The 16130-nt window shown below is 71.0% G+C and carries 8 protein-coding genes; all 8 read right to left on the bottom strand.

The window, feature by feature from the left end; translation table 11 throughout:
* Positions 1-3 precede the first annotated feature (3 nt).
* The 8 genes from OG302_RS05080 to OG302_RS05045 are packed head-to-tail and all read right to left on the bottom strand — an operon-like array spanning position 4 to position 16086.
* Complete coding sequence (locus OG302_RS05080) at positions 4-2697, bottom strand: PEP/pyruvate-binding domain-containing protein (RefSeq protein ID WP_371525603.1); 2694 nt, start codon at positions 2695-2697, stop codon at positions 4-6.
* A gap of 22 nt (positions 2698-2719) precedes the next feature.
* A complete protein-coding gene (locus tag OG302_RS05075; protein WP_371525602.1) occupies positions 2720-3808 on the bottom strand; it encodes a cyclopropane-fatty-acyl-phospholipid synthase family protein in 1089 nt (362 codons plus the stop codon).
* 11 nt (positions 3809-3819) lie between these two features.
* Positions 3820-4653 (bottom strand): thioesterase II family protein, encoded by an 834-nt coding sequence (locus tag OG302_RS05070; RefSeq protein WP_371525601.1) that lies wholly within the window; start codon positions 4651-4653, stop codon positions 3820-3822.
* On the bottom strand, positions 4640-5710 hold the full coding sequence (locus OG302_RS05065; protein ID WP_371525600.1) for an NAD-dependent epimerase/dehydratase family protein: 1071 nt from the start codon (positions 5708-5710) through the stop codon (positions 4640-4642). Before OG302_RS05065 ends, OG302_RS05070 begins: the two co-directional genes overlap by 14 nt.
* 3 nt (positions 5711-5713) lie before the next feature.
* The gene (locus tag OG302_RS05060; RefSeq protein ID WP_371525599.1) at positions 5714-12283 is read right to left on the bottom strand and encodes an aminotransferase class I/II-fold pyridoxal phosphate-dependent enzyme; all 6570 of its coding nucleotides are present in this window, start codon (positions 12281-12283) and stop codon (positions 5714-5716) included.
* 16 nt (positions 12284-12299) lie between these two features.
* Positions 12300-13943, bottom strand: coding sequence for a D-alanine--poly(phosphoribitol) ligase (locus OG302_RS05055; RefSeq protein WP_371525598.1), 1644 nt, complete (start codon positions 13941-13943; stop codon positions 12300-12302).
* Entirely contained in the window at positions 13940-15826 is a 1887-nt protein-coding gene (locus OG302_RS05050; protein ID WP_371525597.1) for an aminotransferase class I/II-fold pyridoxal phosphate-dependent enzyme, read from the bottom strand. The genes OG302_RS05055 and OG302_RS05050 overlap by 4 nt, the downstream gene beginning before the upstream one ends.
* A complete protein-coding gene (locus OG302_RS05045; RefSeq protein WP_371525596.1) occupies positions 15823-16086 on the bottom strand; it encodes an acyl carrier protein in 264 nt (87 codons plus the stop codon). The genes OG302_RS05050 and OG302_RS05045 overlap by 4 nt, the downstream gene beginning before the upstream one ends.
* Positions 16087-16130 lie beyond the last annotated feature (44 nt).

The following is a 16130-nucleotide window of genomic DNA, read 5'->3' as shown; positions in this document are numbered from 1 at the left end:
CTTTCAGCCTTCGGCGACTTCGACCGTTCCGGCGTCGCCGTCGACGATGATCAGGTCACCGGTGTTGATGACCTGGGTCGCGTGCTTGGTGTTCACCACCGAGGGCACGTTGAATTCACGGGACACGATCGAGCTGTGCGAAAGCATGGATCCGATGTCCGTGACGACACCGCCCGCGATGGCGAACAGCGGTGTCCACGAGGCGTCCGTATAGCGCGTCACGAGAATCTCGCCGGCCTCGAACTCATCGGCCTGCCAGACGAGATCCTCGACGATGCGAGCGCGGCCCACCACGCGGCCGGGGCTCGACGCGAGGCCGCGCAGCGACGCGCCGGACGGTGCGGGCCGCACCGCCTGGGTGACGTCGTGCTCCCCGACGAACGTGAGCGGCGGCTCCGGCAGCCGCTTGTGGTACTCGTGCAGCCGGCGCGCCTCGTCGAGCTTCTTCCGGTCGAACGCCGCCGCCGCGTCCGCGTCGCCGGCCAGATAGGAACGGACGTCCTCGAAGTCGAGATACGCCACCTCGTCGAGGGAGTGCAGCACACCGTCGTCCACGAGGCGTCGGCCCACCTCGTAGACCACGTTCCGCACCAGCCAGATCGAGGTGACCATGGACATGCGGGTGTTCTCGCGGAGTTCGCTGCACAGGGCGTAGAGGGAGATGACCGTGTCGATGGTCTTGCGCTTCGGCAGCGAGAGCTTGTCCAGGGCGTCGCGCGAGGTGTCGTGGGCGCTGCTGCTGCGCTTGAGGATGTCCTGCATCGAGAACCCGTCGGCGGCGTACCGCCGGATCATCTGGAAGATGTACGACGGGTCGTCGATCCAGCGCGGATGACTGATCTCCATCTCCTGATGGCCGCGGGCCCCGTTGGCCCGCAGGAAGGGCTCGATGTGGCCGTTCCAGAAGGCGCGCCCCTCGGTGTCCTCGCGCAGGGCGTCCGCGATGCCTTCCAGGGGCTGCTCGTTGATGAGGGCCAGGACACGGGGACGGTCCTTCGCGGCCTGGGCGACCGCCCAGATCTCCTTGGCCGACTCCACCGTCCGCAGGCTCGACATGTCCGTCTTGATGCGGTTCTGGAGGTTGGTTCCCTCGTCGCCGAGCCACAGCGCGCACAGCTCGCTCAGCACTCCGTAGAAGCCGAACGCGTTGATGTAGTACGGCATGTAGCCCACGTGCATGTCGTGGAAGTAGCCGAGGTTGCGGCGCAGCTCGGTGTGGAGTTCGTGTCGGCTCATCCTGGACAGGTCGAGCTGCCGGGCACGGTCGAACTCGTAGAGCCGCGACGTCGACATCTCCTGCGACCGGGTCTTCATCCGGGCCATCTCGTTGACGGTGCTGCGCAGCCAGAACGCGGTCGACTTGGCGTCCTCCCACCCGTCGGGGAAGGTGCCGAACGGGTTGGAGTAGTCGTCGACGTTCGCCTCCTCGCTGACGAAGCGCGCCGTGAAGCGCCGCTGGTCACGAGTGGGAAGGCACTGGCCGAGCATGTAGGAGGTGAAGGAGATGTTCAGGTAGATGTGGCCCTGGAGGTATCCCATGTGGTGCTCCGCCGCACCGGTGTCGCGCACGCCGACGGCGGCCGCGGTGTCCCGGTGCACGTGCTGCTGGTAGTACCGGGTGAAACTCAGGCCGAGCGGGGTCATCAGGCCCACGAAGATCTCGCCGATGTCCATCCGGGACCAGAGCGTGCCGGTGCGGATCTCATCGGTCTGCGGGCTGACGTACGGCGTCCGGGACGTGGTCGTCGTCGCGGTGGGGTCCACGGGCGGCAGGGTGGTGATCGGGCGCGTCTGGAACAGGTACAGGCGGCCGTCGAGCATGCCCCACTCGATGTCCTGCTCGGCGCCGTAGTGCTCGCGGATCCGCACCGCGAGACCCGTCAGCTCGCCCAGCTGCTCGTGGCTCAGGCACGGCACGTTGCGGGCCGCCGCGGCCACCTTCGTCATGCCGATCTTTCCGGGCTCCAGCGGCGCGCACTTGGTGACCTTGTGGCGGACCTGCTCCTCGACGACGTCCAGCGTGCGGTCGTCGACGACGAAGAAGTCACTGGAGACCCGGCCTGACACCAGTCCCTCGCCAAGACCCTGGCACGCCTCGACGACCACGCGGTTCGGCCGGGCGCTCACCGGGTCGACGGTGAACAGGACACCGCTGACGTCCGCGTGGATCATCTCCTGGACCACGACGGCGATCGACCCGTGCGGGGCGTCGTCGGTGCGGTAGGCCGTCGCCCGGTCCGACCACAGCGAGGCCCAGCACTGCCGCACAGCGGCCAGCAGGTCCTCGTCGCCCGAGACGTCGAGGACGGTGTCGTGCTGTCCGGCGAAGGACTGCGCGACGGAGTCCTCCCGGGGCGCGGAGGAGCGTACGGCGACGCGGGGGCGCCCGAGCCGCTCGTAGGCGGCCAGGATGGACTCCGCGAGCGGCCGTGGGATCTCCGTGGCCAGGACCTGCTCCCGGACCGTACGGCCGTCGGTGCCCCGCACCTTCTCCGCCAGACCGGTGTCGCACAGGAAGGTGTCGAACAGCTCGGTGGTGAGGCAGAAGGCGGGGGGCACCGGCAGCCCCGCCGCCGTCATGTCCGCGAGTCGGGTGGCCTTGCCGCCGAGCACGGCGGGATCCGCCCGCCGCGTGCCGTCCAGAACGACGATGTGCGGGGTCGGTGCGGTCTGGACCGCGGGATCAGTGCTTGTCATGATGGGTTCGTCTCCTGGACGGTCAGGACTGCGCGGGCTGGGGGTTGCCTGCCGTGAAGGCACGGAACTGCTCTCCCGGAACGAGCTGATCGGCCCGCACGTCGACGAAGCCGGCCTGCTTGAGCTGGGCCACGAGCTCGTGCTCGCGCGGCAGCGCGCCGCCGAAATCGGAGTACGAGAACCAGAGGTTGAGCGCTTCCAGACCGATGTTCCCGCCCTGGCAGGGGCTGGTGAGCAGCAGCCTGCCGCCGGGCGCGAGGCAGGCACGGGCCCGCCGCAGGGCGTCCACCCGCTCGTCCTCGGGGAAGTAGTAGATGCTGTTGTGCAGGGTGACGAGGTCGAACTGCGGCTGGAGTTCGAGCGTGCGCAGGTCCGCCTGGCGGGTCTCGACGCGGTCGGCGAGCCCCCACTCGGCCATGTTCCGGGCCGCCTGGTCCGCGACCTCCTGCTGCATGTCGACCGCGACGGCGGTGAGCCGGGGGTTGAGACCGGCCGCGTGCCGCACGTAGATGCCGCTGCCGCAGCCGATCTCCAGGAGCTGCTGCGGTGTGTCGCGGACCAGAGTGCGGGAGATGGCCTCCTCCACCAGCGGCTGCACCACCCGCGTGGAGCGGGCGATGACCGAGCCGTCCTGGTCGTCGAGGGAGAAGCGCCGACCCTCGCGCAGCATCCTCGGCCCGTCCAGGAGCGCGGGCAGATGGAACCGCATGACCTCTTCGAGGGCGGCGGCCAGCGCGTCGTTCCCGGGCTGGGCGAACGCCTTGGCCGGAAGGCTCTTGAGGCGGTAGCAGCCCTCGCTCTTGCCGAGGTCGCCGAGGCGCACCCCCATGTCGAGCCAGTCCTTCAGGCGCTGCTTGTCCTCGGCGGGCACCCTCAGCTTGTCCGCCAGCGTGTCCAGGTCACAGGGCCGCACGGAGAGCCAGCGCAGCATTCCGGAGCCCGCGGCGGAGGAGAGGAAGGCGGCCCGGTACATCGGCTCCACGAACCCCTTGGACAGGGCCAGGAGCACCGGCATGCGCGGGTTGCCGAGCACACGGGCGGCGGTGAGGACGTCGGTGAGGGGTGCTTCGACGCGGCGGGTGACGGTCTTGGTGAGACTCAGTATGTCCATGGGGCGTTCCTTCAGGTCATGGCGGGCAGGGGAGCGGTGTGCCGACCGGCCCCCGGCCGGCTCAGTTCGTCGCGTACGTCACGCAGCAGTCGGGTCCTCTGCGGCTCCTCGTTCAGGAAGAAGTGACCGCCCGGGTGATGACGGCGCAGGAACGAACTCCCGGTGTACGCGCGCCATGCCTCCATCTGGGGCACCGGGGCGATCGGGTCCCCGGCAGCGGAGAAGGCCGTCATCGGGCAGCTCAGCGGGGGACGGGGCCGCCACCGATAGGTGTCGCAGACGCGCAGGTCGGCCCTGAGGACCGGCAGCCGGCGTTCGAAGTAGGCGGTGCCGACCGTCCCCGCCACGTCGAGTCCGCCCAGACCGCGGACGAAGTCCCGCAGTTCGGCGTCGCTCAGCGCGTGGTCGGCGCGGTCGCCGTGCAGATGGGGCGCCCTGCTGCCCGAGACGAACAGATGCCGCGGCTCGGCCATGCCGCGCTCCCGCAGCTCGCAGGCCAGCTCGTAGGCGAGGAGCGCGCCCATGCTGTGACCGAAGAGCGCGTAGTGGTCGCTCAGCCCGTGCTCGACGAGTGCGGTGGCCATGTCCGCCACGAGCGGCGCGGCCGAGGTGTACGGCTCCTCGCGCAGTCGCATGCCGCGCCCCGGCAACTGCAGGGCCACGACGTCCGCCGTACCGCCAAGCGCCTCCTGCCAGCCCCGGTAGGCCGAGGCGGTGCCGCCCGCGAAGGGAAGACAGATCAGGCGCAGGCCGCCGTCCTCGGGTGGTTGGCCCGCGCGGTCGCCGTGACGCTGGGTGGCCGGGAACCAGGCGGTCCCCGGCAGGGCTGTCTCAGCGGGCGACATGGGCACGCCCTTCGGCGGAGTCCAGCCACTGGAGGGTGCGGCGCAGGCCCTCGGGAAAGTCGATCTCGCTCTTGAAGCCGAAGTCCCCCTGCGCGCGGTCGATCGCGTAGGACTGGTCGCGGTCGAAGAGGTGGACCGCGTGCCGGGTGAGCACCGGCCGGGCCTTGATGCCCAGCGTGCGGTAGAGCCCCTCCGAGACGGTCGCCACCGTGGTGGCCACGGAGGTCGGCAGGCTCATGCGGGGCGGCTTGAGGCCCATCCCTTCCGCCAGTGCGCCGATGTACTCGCGCCAGGTGGTCAGCTGGGGGTCGCGCAGGTTGTAAGCCTTGCCGACGGTCTGGTCGGAGACGGCGGCGTTGATCATCGCGTCGACCAGGTTGTCGACGTAGATGAGTCCCGCGGGCACCTCGCCCTTGCGGATGTACACCATCTGCCCCTGCCGCAGCAGGTTGCCGATCTCGATCACGAAGTCCTTGCTGCCGGGGCCGTAGACGGAGACCGGGCGGACGATGGTGACCGGCACGCCGGTGCGCTCGGCCGCCTCGCGGAGGGCACGCTCGCCGAGCACTTTGCTGCGGTTGTACGGCAGCCCGATGTCCGTGGGCCCGGCGCTCTCGTCGCAGGGGCGGCGGGGATAGCCGTAGACGTCCGTGGTGCTGACGTGGAGCACGCGCCGGACGGTGCCTGCCGCGTGCGCGGCCTCGACGACGTTCTTCGGGCCGTCGACGTTGGCCCGCCGGAAGTCCTCCCACGGGCCCCAGTCGGCGGACATCCCGGCGCAGTTGTAGACGTGGGTCACCCCTTCCGCGGCGCGCCGGAGGCTGTCGGCGTCGTCCAGGGCGCCGACCACGACGTCGGCGGCGGCCTCCGCGAAGCCGGTGCGGTCGCTGCCCGACCGGACGAGGACACGGACACGGTGTCCGCGTTCGGTCAGCCTGCGGGTCAGATGACCGCCGACGAAGCCGCTGGCCCCGGTGACCAGCACGTCGGGCCGGCCGTCGGGGGAAGCGGGTGCGGACGCGGCAGCGGGAGCCGGTTCATTGCTGTTCTGAGCCATGAGTCACACCAGAAGGTCGAGGGAGTGTTCGAGGTCGGCTTCGCTGTGGTCGACGTTGATGAAGAACCGGAGACGGCACGCGTCGCGGGCGACGGCCGGATAGCCGATCGGCATGACGTTCACGCCCTGTGCGAGCAGGGAGTTGGACAGCGCCATGGTCTTCTCCCAGCCGCCGGTGATGACCGGGACGACCGCCGAGGCACGGGAGACCCCGATGTCCAGACCACGGGCGCGGGCGCCGGTCCGGAAGTACTCGGACAGCTCCTGCACCCTGGCCACCCGCTCCGGCTCGTCCCGGATGACCCGGAAGGCCTCGAGCGCCGCCGCCGTGTTGGCCGGGGAGATGCCGGTGCTGAAGATGTGCAGCGGCGCCGTGTACTTGAGGTACTCGATGACCGGACCGCGGGCCGCGATGTATCCGCCCAGGCTGCCGATGCCCTTGCTGAGCGTCCCCATCCACAGGTCCACGGCCGCGGGATCGGTGCCGAAGTGCTCGCCGACACCGCGCCCGGTCCTGCCGAGTACGCCGATGGAGTGCGCCTCGTCGATCATCAGCATCGCGCCGTGGCGCCGTTTGATCTCGATGAACCGCGGCAGATCGGGGATGTCGCCGTCCTGGCTGTAGGCGCCCTCGATGACCACGAGCGCACGACGGTGCCGGGAGCGGGCGGCGCCCAGGATCTTGTCCAGCGCCTCCCAGTCGTTGTGGGGGAAGGGGCGACGGCGGGCCCCGGAGAGCATGGCGCCGCGCACGGTGCTGTCGTGGATCCACTCGTCGTGGACCACGAGGTCCTCCGGCCCGAACAGGTGTCCCACAGTGGCGACGTTGGTGGCATGACCGCCGGCGAACACGATGGCGCCCTCGGTGCCGAGGAAGGAGGCGATCTCGGCATCCAGTTCGTGGTGCAGCGGAGTCTCGCCGAACAGCAGAGGGGTCGCCGAACTGGACGTGCCATAGCGGTCGATGGCGTCCTTCGCCGCCTGGCGCACCCTCGGGTGGTGGGATAGCGCGAGGTAGTTGAACGAGGCGAAGTTGATGACGTCCTGCCCGGCGACCGTGGCCCGCGCCGAGTTGAAGCCCTCGTGCGTACGGCCGTAGGGGTTCGAGCCGCTGGAGCCGATCTGCCGCAGACGGTCCTTGTGCACCGCGAACTCGGCCCACTCCTCGATCGAGTGCTCCTGTTTGACCGGGGTCACGGACTCCACCGGCGCGGCCACGGGAGCCGGTTCGGAAGAAGGAGCGGACGCCCCCGCCTCATGCAGTCGGTCGATCAGGTCCTGCACGGTGGGATCCTCCGGCAGGTCTTCCTTCAGTCGCTCGGCCTCCTGGGGGAAGTGCACGGCGATCCGCCGCTGGAGATCGGTGCGCATCAGTGAGTCCAGGCCGAGATCCATGCCGATCCTGGCGTGCGGGGCTATCTCTTCGGCCGGGAAACCGCAGACTTGCGAGATGCCGGCGAGGACGACCCCGCGCACGTCACTCGTGGCCGGAGCGGGGCGGGCCGCGGGCTGCGGCAGGGGAGCGGGTACGACGGTGACGGTGTCCTCCGGGTGAGCCGGGGCCACCGGCCGGCGGGCGGTGGCGAGCCAGTACCGTTCGCGTTCGAAGACCGTGTGCGGCACGGGGACGCGGCGCGCGGAACCGCCGTGGTCCACCGCGGCCCAGTCCACCTCGCCGCCCGCGCAGTGCAGGCGTCCCAGGGACTTGGAGAGCGTCTCCCAGTCGCCGTTGCCGCGCCGGAGAGAGGGCAGCCACAGGGAGGCGGTACCGCCCTGCGGTGCGCTGTCGGCCCCGGAGGCGACCATGGAGCGCCCCAGGTTGAGAAGGGTCGGATGCGGGCCGATCTCGACGAAGGCGGTGCACCCCATGCGGCGCAACTCGGCGAATCCGTCGGCGAATTGCACCGTGCCGAGCATGTGCTCCGCCCAGTAGTCGGCGTCGACGCGCGCGACCGGACGCCCCGTGGCGTCCGAGATCCACGGGATGCGCGGCTCCCGGAACCCGATGCCGCCCGCGGCGGCCAGAAGGAGGGGTGCCGCGCCGGCCATCAGCTTCGAGTGGAAGGCGTGCGACACGGCGAGCGGCCGGACGGTGATGCCCGCCGCCGTCAGGCCGGGACCCAGGTCGGCGATCTCCTCGGCCTCCCCGGACAGGACCAGATGATCCGGGGTGTTGACCGCGGCGATCGTCACCGAGGCGAAGCCGTCGGCGGCCGAACGGACGGCCTCGGGGTCGCCCACGCAGGAGATCATCGCGCCCGAGCCGGGCTGCGCCTCCATGTGCCTGCCGCGCTCCGAGGCGAGCAGCAGCGCGTCCTCGAGGGTGAGCACTCCGGCCACGCATGCCGCGCCGAACGCGCCGACGCTGTGCCCGAGCAGCGCCGCGGGGCGCACACCGAACGCCATCCACAGCTCGGCGAGTGCGATCTCCAGGGCCACGAGGGCGGGCTGGCAGTAGCGCGTGCGCCGGAGCCGTTCGGCCTCCGCGGTGTCGAAGAGCAGGCTGAGCAGCGGCACGTCGATGAGGGGCCGCAGCACCTCGTCCGCACGGTCCAGCGTGGCGGCGAACGAGGGATGCGCCGCGTACAGCTCCTTGGCCATGCCCGCGTACTGCGTGCCCTGGCCGCTGAAGAGGAAGGCCACCTTGGGCCGCTGCGCTCCCACCACTTGGCCGCGGGAGACCGCGGTCGACGGCTCGTCGCGCGCCAGGTCCTCCAGGGCCGCGTCGAGTCCCTCCGCGGTGGACACGGTGAGGGCGGCGCGGTGCGAGAGGTGGGACCTGCCGGTGTTCGCCGAATGGCACAGGTCGCCCAGCGGCGTGTCCTGGTGCGCGGCCAGATGCGTGCGGTACTGCCGCGCGAGCGTGGTCAGGGCGGTCGGTGTGTGGGCCGACAGGCACAGGGTGTGTGCCGGGCGGGGGGATGTCACGGGCGGCTCCTCCGCTGTCGTGGGGGCGGCGGCCTCGACGATCACGTGGGCGTTCGTGCCGCCGAACCCGAAGGAACTGACCCCGGCGCGCGCGGTGCCCTGCTCACCCACGGGCAGCTCCTGGAGGCGGGTGGGCACCGCCAGGCCCGACCCCGGCAGGGTCATGCGCTGGTTGAGGGTCTTCAGGTGCAGCAGGGGCGGCACCTGGCGGTGGCGCACCACGAGGGCCGCCTTGATGAGGCCGGCGACACCGGCCGCGGCCTCCAGGTGACCGATGTTGGTCTTCGCCGAGCCGATGAGGCAGGGGCCCTCCTCGGGCCGGTCCCGGCCGTACAGTCCGGCCAGGGCCTCCCATTCGACCGGGTCGCCCAGGCGGGTTCCTGTTCCGTGGGCCTCCACGTAGCCGACGTCCGCGGCGGACAGACCCGCCTGCGCCAGCGCCCTGGTCATCACGGCGCGCTGGGCCGTTCCCCTGGGCGCCGTGAGGCCGTTGCTCCGGCCGCCGTGGCCCACGGCCGAGCCCTTGATCACGGCGTGGATCCGGTCGCCGTCGGCGAGGGCGGCGGAGAGCGGCTTGAGGCAGAGGAGACCGGCCCCTTCACCGCGTACGTAGCCGTCCGCCGCGTCGTCGAAGGTGCGGCACCGCCCGCTGGGGGCCAGCATCTGCCCGTCCGCGAAGGCCACCGAGAGTCCCGGGGCGAGCATGAGGTTCACCCCGCCCGCGAGCGCCGCGTCGCACTCGCCGTCGCGGATGCTCTTGCAGGCCATGTGCACGGAGACCAGCGACGAGGAACAGGCCGTGTCGACGGCGAGGCTCGGGCCGTGCAGGTCGAAGAAGTACGACAGCCGGTTGGCGGAGATCGACTGGGCGCTGCCCGTCGCGGAGTAGACGTCGACGGCCCGGGGGTCGGGCAGTTGCAGCTCGGCGTAGTCGTGGCTGCTGATGCCGACGAAGACACCGATACTGCGGCCCGCGACCGTGGACGGCGCGATCCCCGCGTCCTCGAACGTCTGCCAGGCGGTCTCCAGGAGCAGCCGCTGCTGTGGGTCCATCCGACGGGCCTCACGGGCGGAGACTCCGAAGAAGCGCGCGTCGAACTCGTCGACACGGTCGAGGAATCCGCCGTGCTCCGGGGCGGCCACCGTCCGGTGGTCCCAGCGGTCGGGCGGCACCTCCGTCACCGCGTCCCGGCCGTCGAGCAGGAGGCGCCAGTAGCTGTCGACGTCCGGGGCCCCGGGGAAGTGACAGCCCATGCCGACGACGGCGATCGGCTCGTCGGGCGACGTGGCCGCCTGGGCCGGCCCGGTACGCCGAACGGCCCTGGTTGTGAGAGTGGTTGACGGCGCCGCGGGAGCACCGAGGTGGTCGGCCACCTCCTTGATGGTCGGGTGGTCGAAGACCACGCCGGTGGCGAGGTCGCGCCCCAGCCACGACCCGAGTTCGGCCATCAGCGCCACGGCCTCCTTGGAGCCGAGCCCCAGTGACACGAAGGGCGTGGTGGTGTCCATGGCGGTCACGGGCAGCCCGAGCCGGTCCGCGACCCGCGCGGTCAGCCAGGCCTGGATCTCGTCGCTGCTGTACCGCGCGTCGGGGGAGGGCGCACAGGCCTGCCCGCCCGTGCAGAGCCCGATGAGCGTGCCGACGTACGGACGTACGAGCAGTGTGCCGACGGGGAGCTGGATGCCGAGCTGCTGCTCCACCGTGCGTACGACATCGAGCAGAGCGAGGTAGCCGATGCCGAGCCGGTCGAAGGAACGCTCGTCGTCCGCCCGCACATCGGTGGCATCGGACAGTGCGGTGACGGCACGGAGCACCGCATCGGCGGCTCGGCTCCGGCGCTCCGCAACCGTCAAGTCCGCCGGTTCCGGGGCTGCTTCGTCGCGTGTGACGCTGCCCGCCACCACGGTGAGCGAAAGGCCGAGCAGGGCGTCCCGGGTGGCCCGGCGCTGGATCTTGCCGCTGGTGGTCATCGGGATCGTGGACGGCTTGAGCAGGAGGACGGCGTGCGGAGCCACCTCGTGCTCCTCGGCGATGCGTGCCCGCAGCGTGGCGAGCACGGCGGCGGGCTCGTCCGCCCGCTGGGCGCTGATCTCGCAGGCCAGCACGAGCTGTTCGCCCGTGGGCGTGGGGATGCCGAAGGCGGCGCAGTTGCCCGGACGGATGGCGTCGGTGGCTTCCTCGGCCGTGCGCTCGATGTCGTGCGGGTAGAGGTTGCGGCCCTGCACGATGACGACGTCCTTGATCCGGCCCGCCACGAAGAGTTCACCGTCGCGCAGGAAGCCGAGGTCGCCCGTGCGCATCCAGGCCGTGCGGGGCGCGTCGTGCAGGCGGGCCTCGAACGTCTCGGCGGTCGCCGCCGGATTCTTCCAGTAGCCCTGCGCGACGGACGCACCCGTCACCCAGATCTCGCCCAGGCGGCCCTCCGCGGCGCGGCGGTGGGTGCCGGTGTCGACGACGGCCACCGCGACGCCGTCGACGGCGGTGCCGCACCCGACGACCCGGGTGGTCCGCACCGTCGTCGGCCCGACGGGCTCGGCGACACCGGATCCCAGTGCTGCGGCGTCGAAGCCGTCCACGCTGAGCTCGTCACCCCGGCCGACGCCGGTCACCAGGAGTGTCGCCTCGGCAAGGCCGTAGCAGGGCAGCAGGGCGGTGCGGTCGAAGCCGCAGGAGGCGAAGACCTCCGCGAAACGGTCGAGCGTGTCGGCCTGCACCGGCTCGGCTCCGTTGACCGCCACGCGCCAGCGGCTCAGGTCCAGGCCCGCGCGCTGCTCGGCCGTGACCCGCTGGAGGCACTGCTCGAAGCCGAAGTTGGGCGCGATGCTGGTCGACGCCCCGGTACGGGAGAGGGTCTCCAGCCAGGTCAGGGGCCGCTGCACGAACGTCAGCGGTGACATCAGGTGGGCGGGGATGCCGCTGTAGAGGGGGGTGAGGATGCCGCCGATGAGACCCATGTCGTGGTAGGGCGGCAGCCATGAGACCAGCGCCGACTCCTCGTCGTGCCCGAGCCGCAGATGGATGGAGCGCAGGTTGCGCACGAGGTTTCCGTTGCCGACCATCACCCCCTTGGGCGTCGACGTGGAGCCGGAGGTGTACTGCAGGAAGGCGACGGAGTCCGCGGTGCTGCCCGGGTCGTCCCACAGGTCCGCCTGCGCGGTGTCGAGCTCCTCGCTCACCAGCCAGCACAGGTCGTCGAGGCCGGACGGGGCGGACGAGGCGAGCAGCCCGACGGCGGTCTCCCGCACCGCACGGGTGGTCAGGGCGTGAGTGGCGCCCGAGTCCTGGGCGACGGCGGCGAGACGCGTCAGCGTCTGCCCGGAGCGAGCCCGGTTCGGCGGATAGGCGGGGACGGCGAGAGCGCCCGCGTACAGGCACCCGAAGAACGCGGCGATGTAGTCGAGCCCCGGCGGGAGCAGGAGCAGGACCGGCTTCCCGCCCAGGTTCTCGCGCCGCAGACCCACCGCCACGGCACGGGCCCGCAGATCGAGTTCGCGGTAGGTCCAGGTCTCGCCGGCGTCGTCGGCTGAGGTCAGAAAACGGTAGGCGGGGGCGTCCGGCATCAGTTCCAGCCGCCGCCGCAGCAGCGCCGCGACGGTGGCCGGTTCCTCTCCCTGCCAGTGCGTCTCGATGGGGCGTGGACTCACGGTCGTCTCCGTCGCGTTACCGGGCGGAGCCCGAGGGCTCCGCGATCGACTGGGCGGGTTCCTGGCACAAACGGCGGTAGTCGGTCTTGCCGTTGGCGTTGCGGGGCAGCTCCTCCAGGCATGTCGCCGATTGCGGCAGCATGTAGACGGGGAGGTGCTGGGCGCAGTGCTTCTTGATCTGCAGCAGACCGGTCCGGGCGGCCCCCGCCCGCAGGGTGTAGAAGAGCTCGAGGCGGGACCGGGTGCCGTCGCGTCGTACGGTGACGGCCGCGTCGGTGATGTCCGGGTGCGCGAGCACGGCGGCCTCGATCTCGCCGAGTTCGATCCGGTAGCCGGACAGCTTGACCATGCGGTCGCGCCGCCCCCGGTAGACGAGCAGGCCTTCCGCGTCGTAGCTGACGAGGTCGCCGGTGGGGTGCCTGCCACGGCCGTGGTGGGCCGCGGCCGGCTCCTCCTCCCGCCGCCAGTAGCCCGGGGTCACGCAGTCGCCCTCGACGATCAGTTCGCCGATCGTGCCGGGGGCGCGCACCACGCGGCCCTCGTGGTCGAGGACGGTCAGCCTGGCCCCGCTGACGGGACGGCCGATGGGTACGGGAAGGTCCCGTACGAGGTCTTCGGGACGGACCCTGTGGTACGTGCAGACATTCGTCTCGGTCGGCCCGTAGAGGTTGTACAGGGCCGTGCCCGCGCCGAGCCGCCCGGCGAGCGCGCGCAGCTGGGGCAGCGGGAACTCCTCCCCGGCGAAGAGGACGTAGCGCAGGTCGCGGGTGGTGTCCTCGGTGAGCACATCGGCCGATGCCAGGAGGTGGAGGATGGAGGGGACCGAGTACCAGACGGTGACGCCGTGGGCGCGGATGCCTGCGGACAGGGCGGTGACGTCGCGTGTCTGCTCGTCCCCGACGATCCACACCGCGGCGCCCACCGTCAGCGCCACGAAGAGGTCGAAGGTGCTCAGATCGAAGTTGAACGAGGCGTGATTGGCGAAGACGTCCTCGGGGCCGACGTCGAACTCCTCGCGCGACCATCCCACGAAGGCGGCGATGTTGCGGTGGGTGAGCCGGACGCCCTTGGGCGTGCCGGTGGATCCGGACGTGTAGAGGAGGGCCGCGAGATCGTCGGGGCACAGCGAGGGCAGCAGGGCGACCCGCCAGGCCGCGGCGCGCACGAAGTGCGTCCACCGGAACACCGGGACCCCGCCGACCGTCCGGGGCAGGGCGGCTGGACCAACTGCCGTGGCCGTTTCCGGAGCTTCGGGCGCTTCTGGCGTGTCCACGAGGATGACCTTGAGGCTGCCGGGCAGCGCGCACCCGGCGAGCGCGTCCAGACGGTGCGCGTCCGTGCACAGCACGGTGGGCTCCGAGTCGGTGAGGATCGTGGCGACCCGGTGGGCCGGCTGCCCTCCGTACAGGGGTACGTAGGCGCAGCCCGCGTGCAGGGCGGCGAAGATGGCCTCCGCGTAACGGGGCTGTTTGTCCATCCAGATCGCGACGCGGTCACCGATCCGGACGTCGAGGTCGAGGAAGCGGGCGGCGAGCGCGTCGACACGCTCGGCGAACCGGCCGTAGGTGAGGGTCTCTTGACCCACCAGCGCGGGCCGTTCGGCGTGTGCGCGCGCCAGGTCGGGCGAGAGCCGGATGACGGAAGGGCACAGGGGGTTCATATGCCGCGCTCCCCGCCGCCCGACGCCGTCAGGGCGGGCAGGACGCCGGTCTCACGGGCCGCGTCGACGAAGATCTCCGCCGCCTGCTCCAGATCGGCCGGGGTGTGCTCGCAGGTCACACTCACCCGCAGCCGCGCGTCACCGATCGGCACTCCGGGGTAGACGACCGTCTGGCAGAACAGACCGCGGGCGCGCACCGCACGGCCCATCTCCATCGCCCGGCGCTCGTCACCGATGACGACGGGCAGGATCGCGCTCTCGGTGTTCTCCAGGTCGAACCCGGCCGCCTGGAGCCGGTCACGGAGCATCCGGATGTTGGACCACAGCTGGGTCAGGCGTTCCGGCTCACGCTCGATGACGTCGATGGAGGCGATGAGCCCCGCCGCGACGCCCGCGGGGATGTTCGCGGCGAAGACGTAGGAGTGGGAGTAGTAGCGAAGGTACTCGACGACCTCTTCCTCGCCGACGACGAAGCCGCCCATCCCGGCGAGGGCCTTGCTCATGGTGCCCAGCTCCAGGTCGACCTCGCCCTTCAGGCCGAAGTGCTCGGCGGTGCCGGACCCGCGGGTGCCGAGGACCCCGGTGGCATGGGCGTCGTCGATCATCACGCGGGCGTCGTACTCCTTGGCAAGACGCACGATCTCCGGCAGGTCGCAGACGTCGCCGTGCATGCTGAACACACCGTCCGCGACGATGAGCGTGCCGCCCTTGCCCTGCCCGGCGCCGTGCCGCAGCGTCCGCTCCAGGTCCGCCATGTCGTTGTGCCGGTAGATGCGGCGGGTGGCGCCGGAGAGCCGGGCTCCGTCGGTGATGCTCATGTGGTTGAGCTTGTCGACCACGAGGGTGTCGTAGCTCTTGACGAGCCCCGAGATGGCGCCCAGGTTCGCCGCGTAGCCGCCTGGATAGACGATGCAGGCGGGCCGCTGCTTGAACGCCGCGAGGCGGCGCTCCAACTCCTTGTGCAGCATGTTCGTGCCGCCGATGAAGCGGGATCCCGTGTGGGTGGCGCCGAAGGTGCGGGTGGCGTCGCACACGGCCTCGACGACCTCGGGATGGTTGGCCAGGCCGAGGTAGTTGTTGGACGCGAACATGAGGAACTCGCGCTTGCGTCCGGCCAGTTCGTCGAAGATGACGGCGCGGTTCGAGCAGCGGGAGTGGAGGGGCATCCCGTACCAGTAGAGCTGTTCGCTCTGCCGTCCGCGCAGGTAGCTGCCGAAACTCCGGGTCTTGGCGAACAGGTCACTGCTGCGTTCCTCGACGAAGTCCTTCATCGAGCGGCCGTCCCAGCCGTCGTCGTGTGCCGTCGGGCCGGCCGGCGGGTGCTCCGACGTGCTCGGGCCGTCGATGTCGGCGGACGCGGCGCGGAGGCGGTCGGCGAGCGTGCGCAGCGTCGTGGCGCCGGCCGTGGCGGCTACGTCCTCAGGCAGGCCGAGCGTCTGAGCGGCCTCGGTGACGACGGCGGTGAGCAGCACCGAGTCGATGCCCAGCTCGCTCTCGAAGTCGGCGTCCAGGGCGAGCTGTTGGCGCGGGTACTGGGTCTGGTGCACGGCTGCCCGCAGCACGGCCCGCAGCACCGGATCGTCACTGTCCGCCGGGGGCGGGGAGGCCGGCGCCCCAGTGACGGCACCGACCGTGTCGGTGACCGCGGACACCAGCTCCCCGATGGTGGTGAGGTCGCGGGGCAGCGACCCGTCGATGCCGAAGTGTTCGCCCACCGAGGCGAGAATCGACTCCAAGATGACGGAGTCGATGCCGAGTTCGCCCTCGAAGTGGCTGTCCGGCAACAGGTAGGACTCGTCGTACAGGGTCCGGGCCGCGACGATCTCCACCACCTGTCGGCGTATGTCTGCCGTTTCCTGCCCGGAGTCCATGAGGTCCGTCATGCCGCGCTGCCTCCCTTTTCCTTCCGCAGCCGCTCGACCAGGTCGCAGATGGAGTTGATGGACCGGAAGTTCTTCAGGGAGACCTCGCTCACCGGAACGGTGATCCGGAACTCGTCCTGGAGGTGGTGGACGAGGTCGAAGATGCCGACCGAGTCGATGATGTTGAGCTCGGCGATGGGCGTCTCCGGCTCGATGCCGTCGGCGTCGCCGTCCATCCAGACGTCGACGATGTAGTCGGTGATCAGCTTCTGAGGGGTCATGGCGTCCTCGGCTCGGTTCTCTGCGTGTACGTGCTGGCCCTGCG

The organism is Streptomyces sp. NBC_01283, from assembly GCF_041435335.1.
GTDB lineage: Bacteria > Actinomycetota > Actinomycetes > Streptomycetales > Streptomycetaceae > Streptomyces.
The sequence above is the reverse complement of the archived record's forward strand: the minus strand, read 5'-3'. Positions and strand labels throughout refer to the sequence as shown.

Bases quoted from the DNA above. Each gene is read 5' to 3' on its own strand.
- OG302_RS05065 (WP_371525600.1), bottom strand. From the start codon at position 5,710: ATGGCTCAGAACAGCAATGAACCGGCTCCCGCTGCCGCGTCCGCACCC.
- OG302_RS05050 (WP_371525597.1), bottom strand. From the start codon at position 15,826: ATGACGGACCTCATGGACTCCGGGCAGGAAACGGCAGACATACGCCGA.
- OG302_RS05070 (WP_371525601.1), bottom strand. From the start codon at position 4,653: ATGTCGCCCGCTGAGACAGCCCTGCCGGGGACCGCCTGGTTCCCGGCC.
- OG302_RS05045 (WP_371525596.1), bottom strand. From the start codon at position 16,086: ATGACCCCTCAGAAGCTGATCACCGACTACATCGTCGACGTCTGGATG.
- OG302_RS05075 (WP_371525602.1), bottom strand. From the start codon at position 3,808: ATGGACATACTGAGTCTCACCAAGACCGTCACCCGCCGCGTCGAAGCA.
- OG302_RS05080 (WP_371525603.1), bottom strand. From the start codon at position 2,697: ATGACAAGCACTGATCCCGCGGTCCAGACCGCACCGACCCCGCACATC.
- OG302_RS05055 (WP_371525598.1), bottom strand. From the start codon at position 13,943: ATGAACCCCCTGTGCCCTTCCGTCATCCGGCTCTCGCCCGACCTGGCG.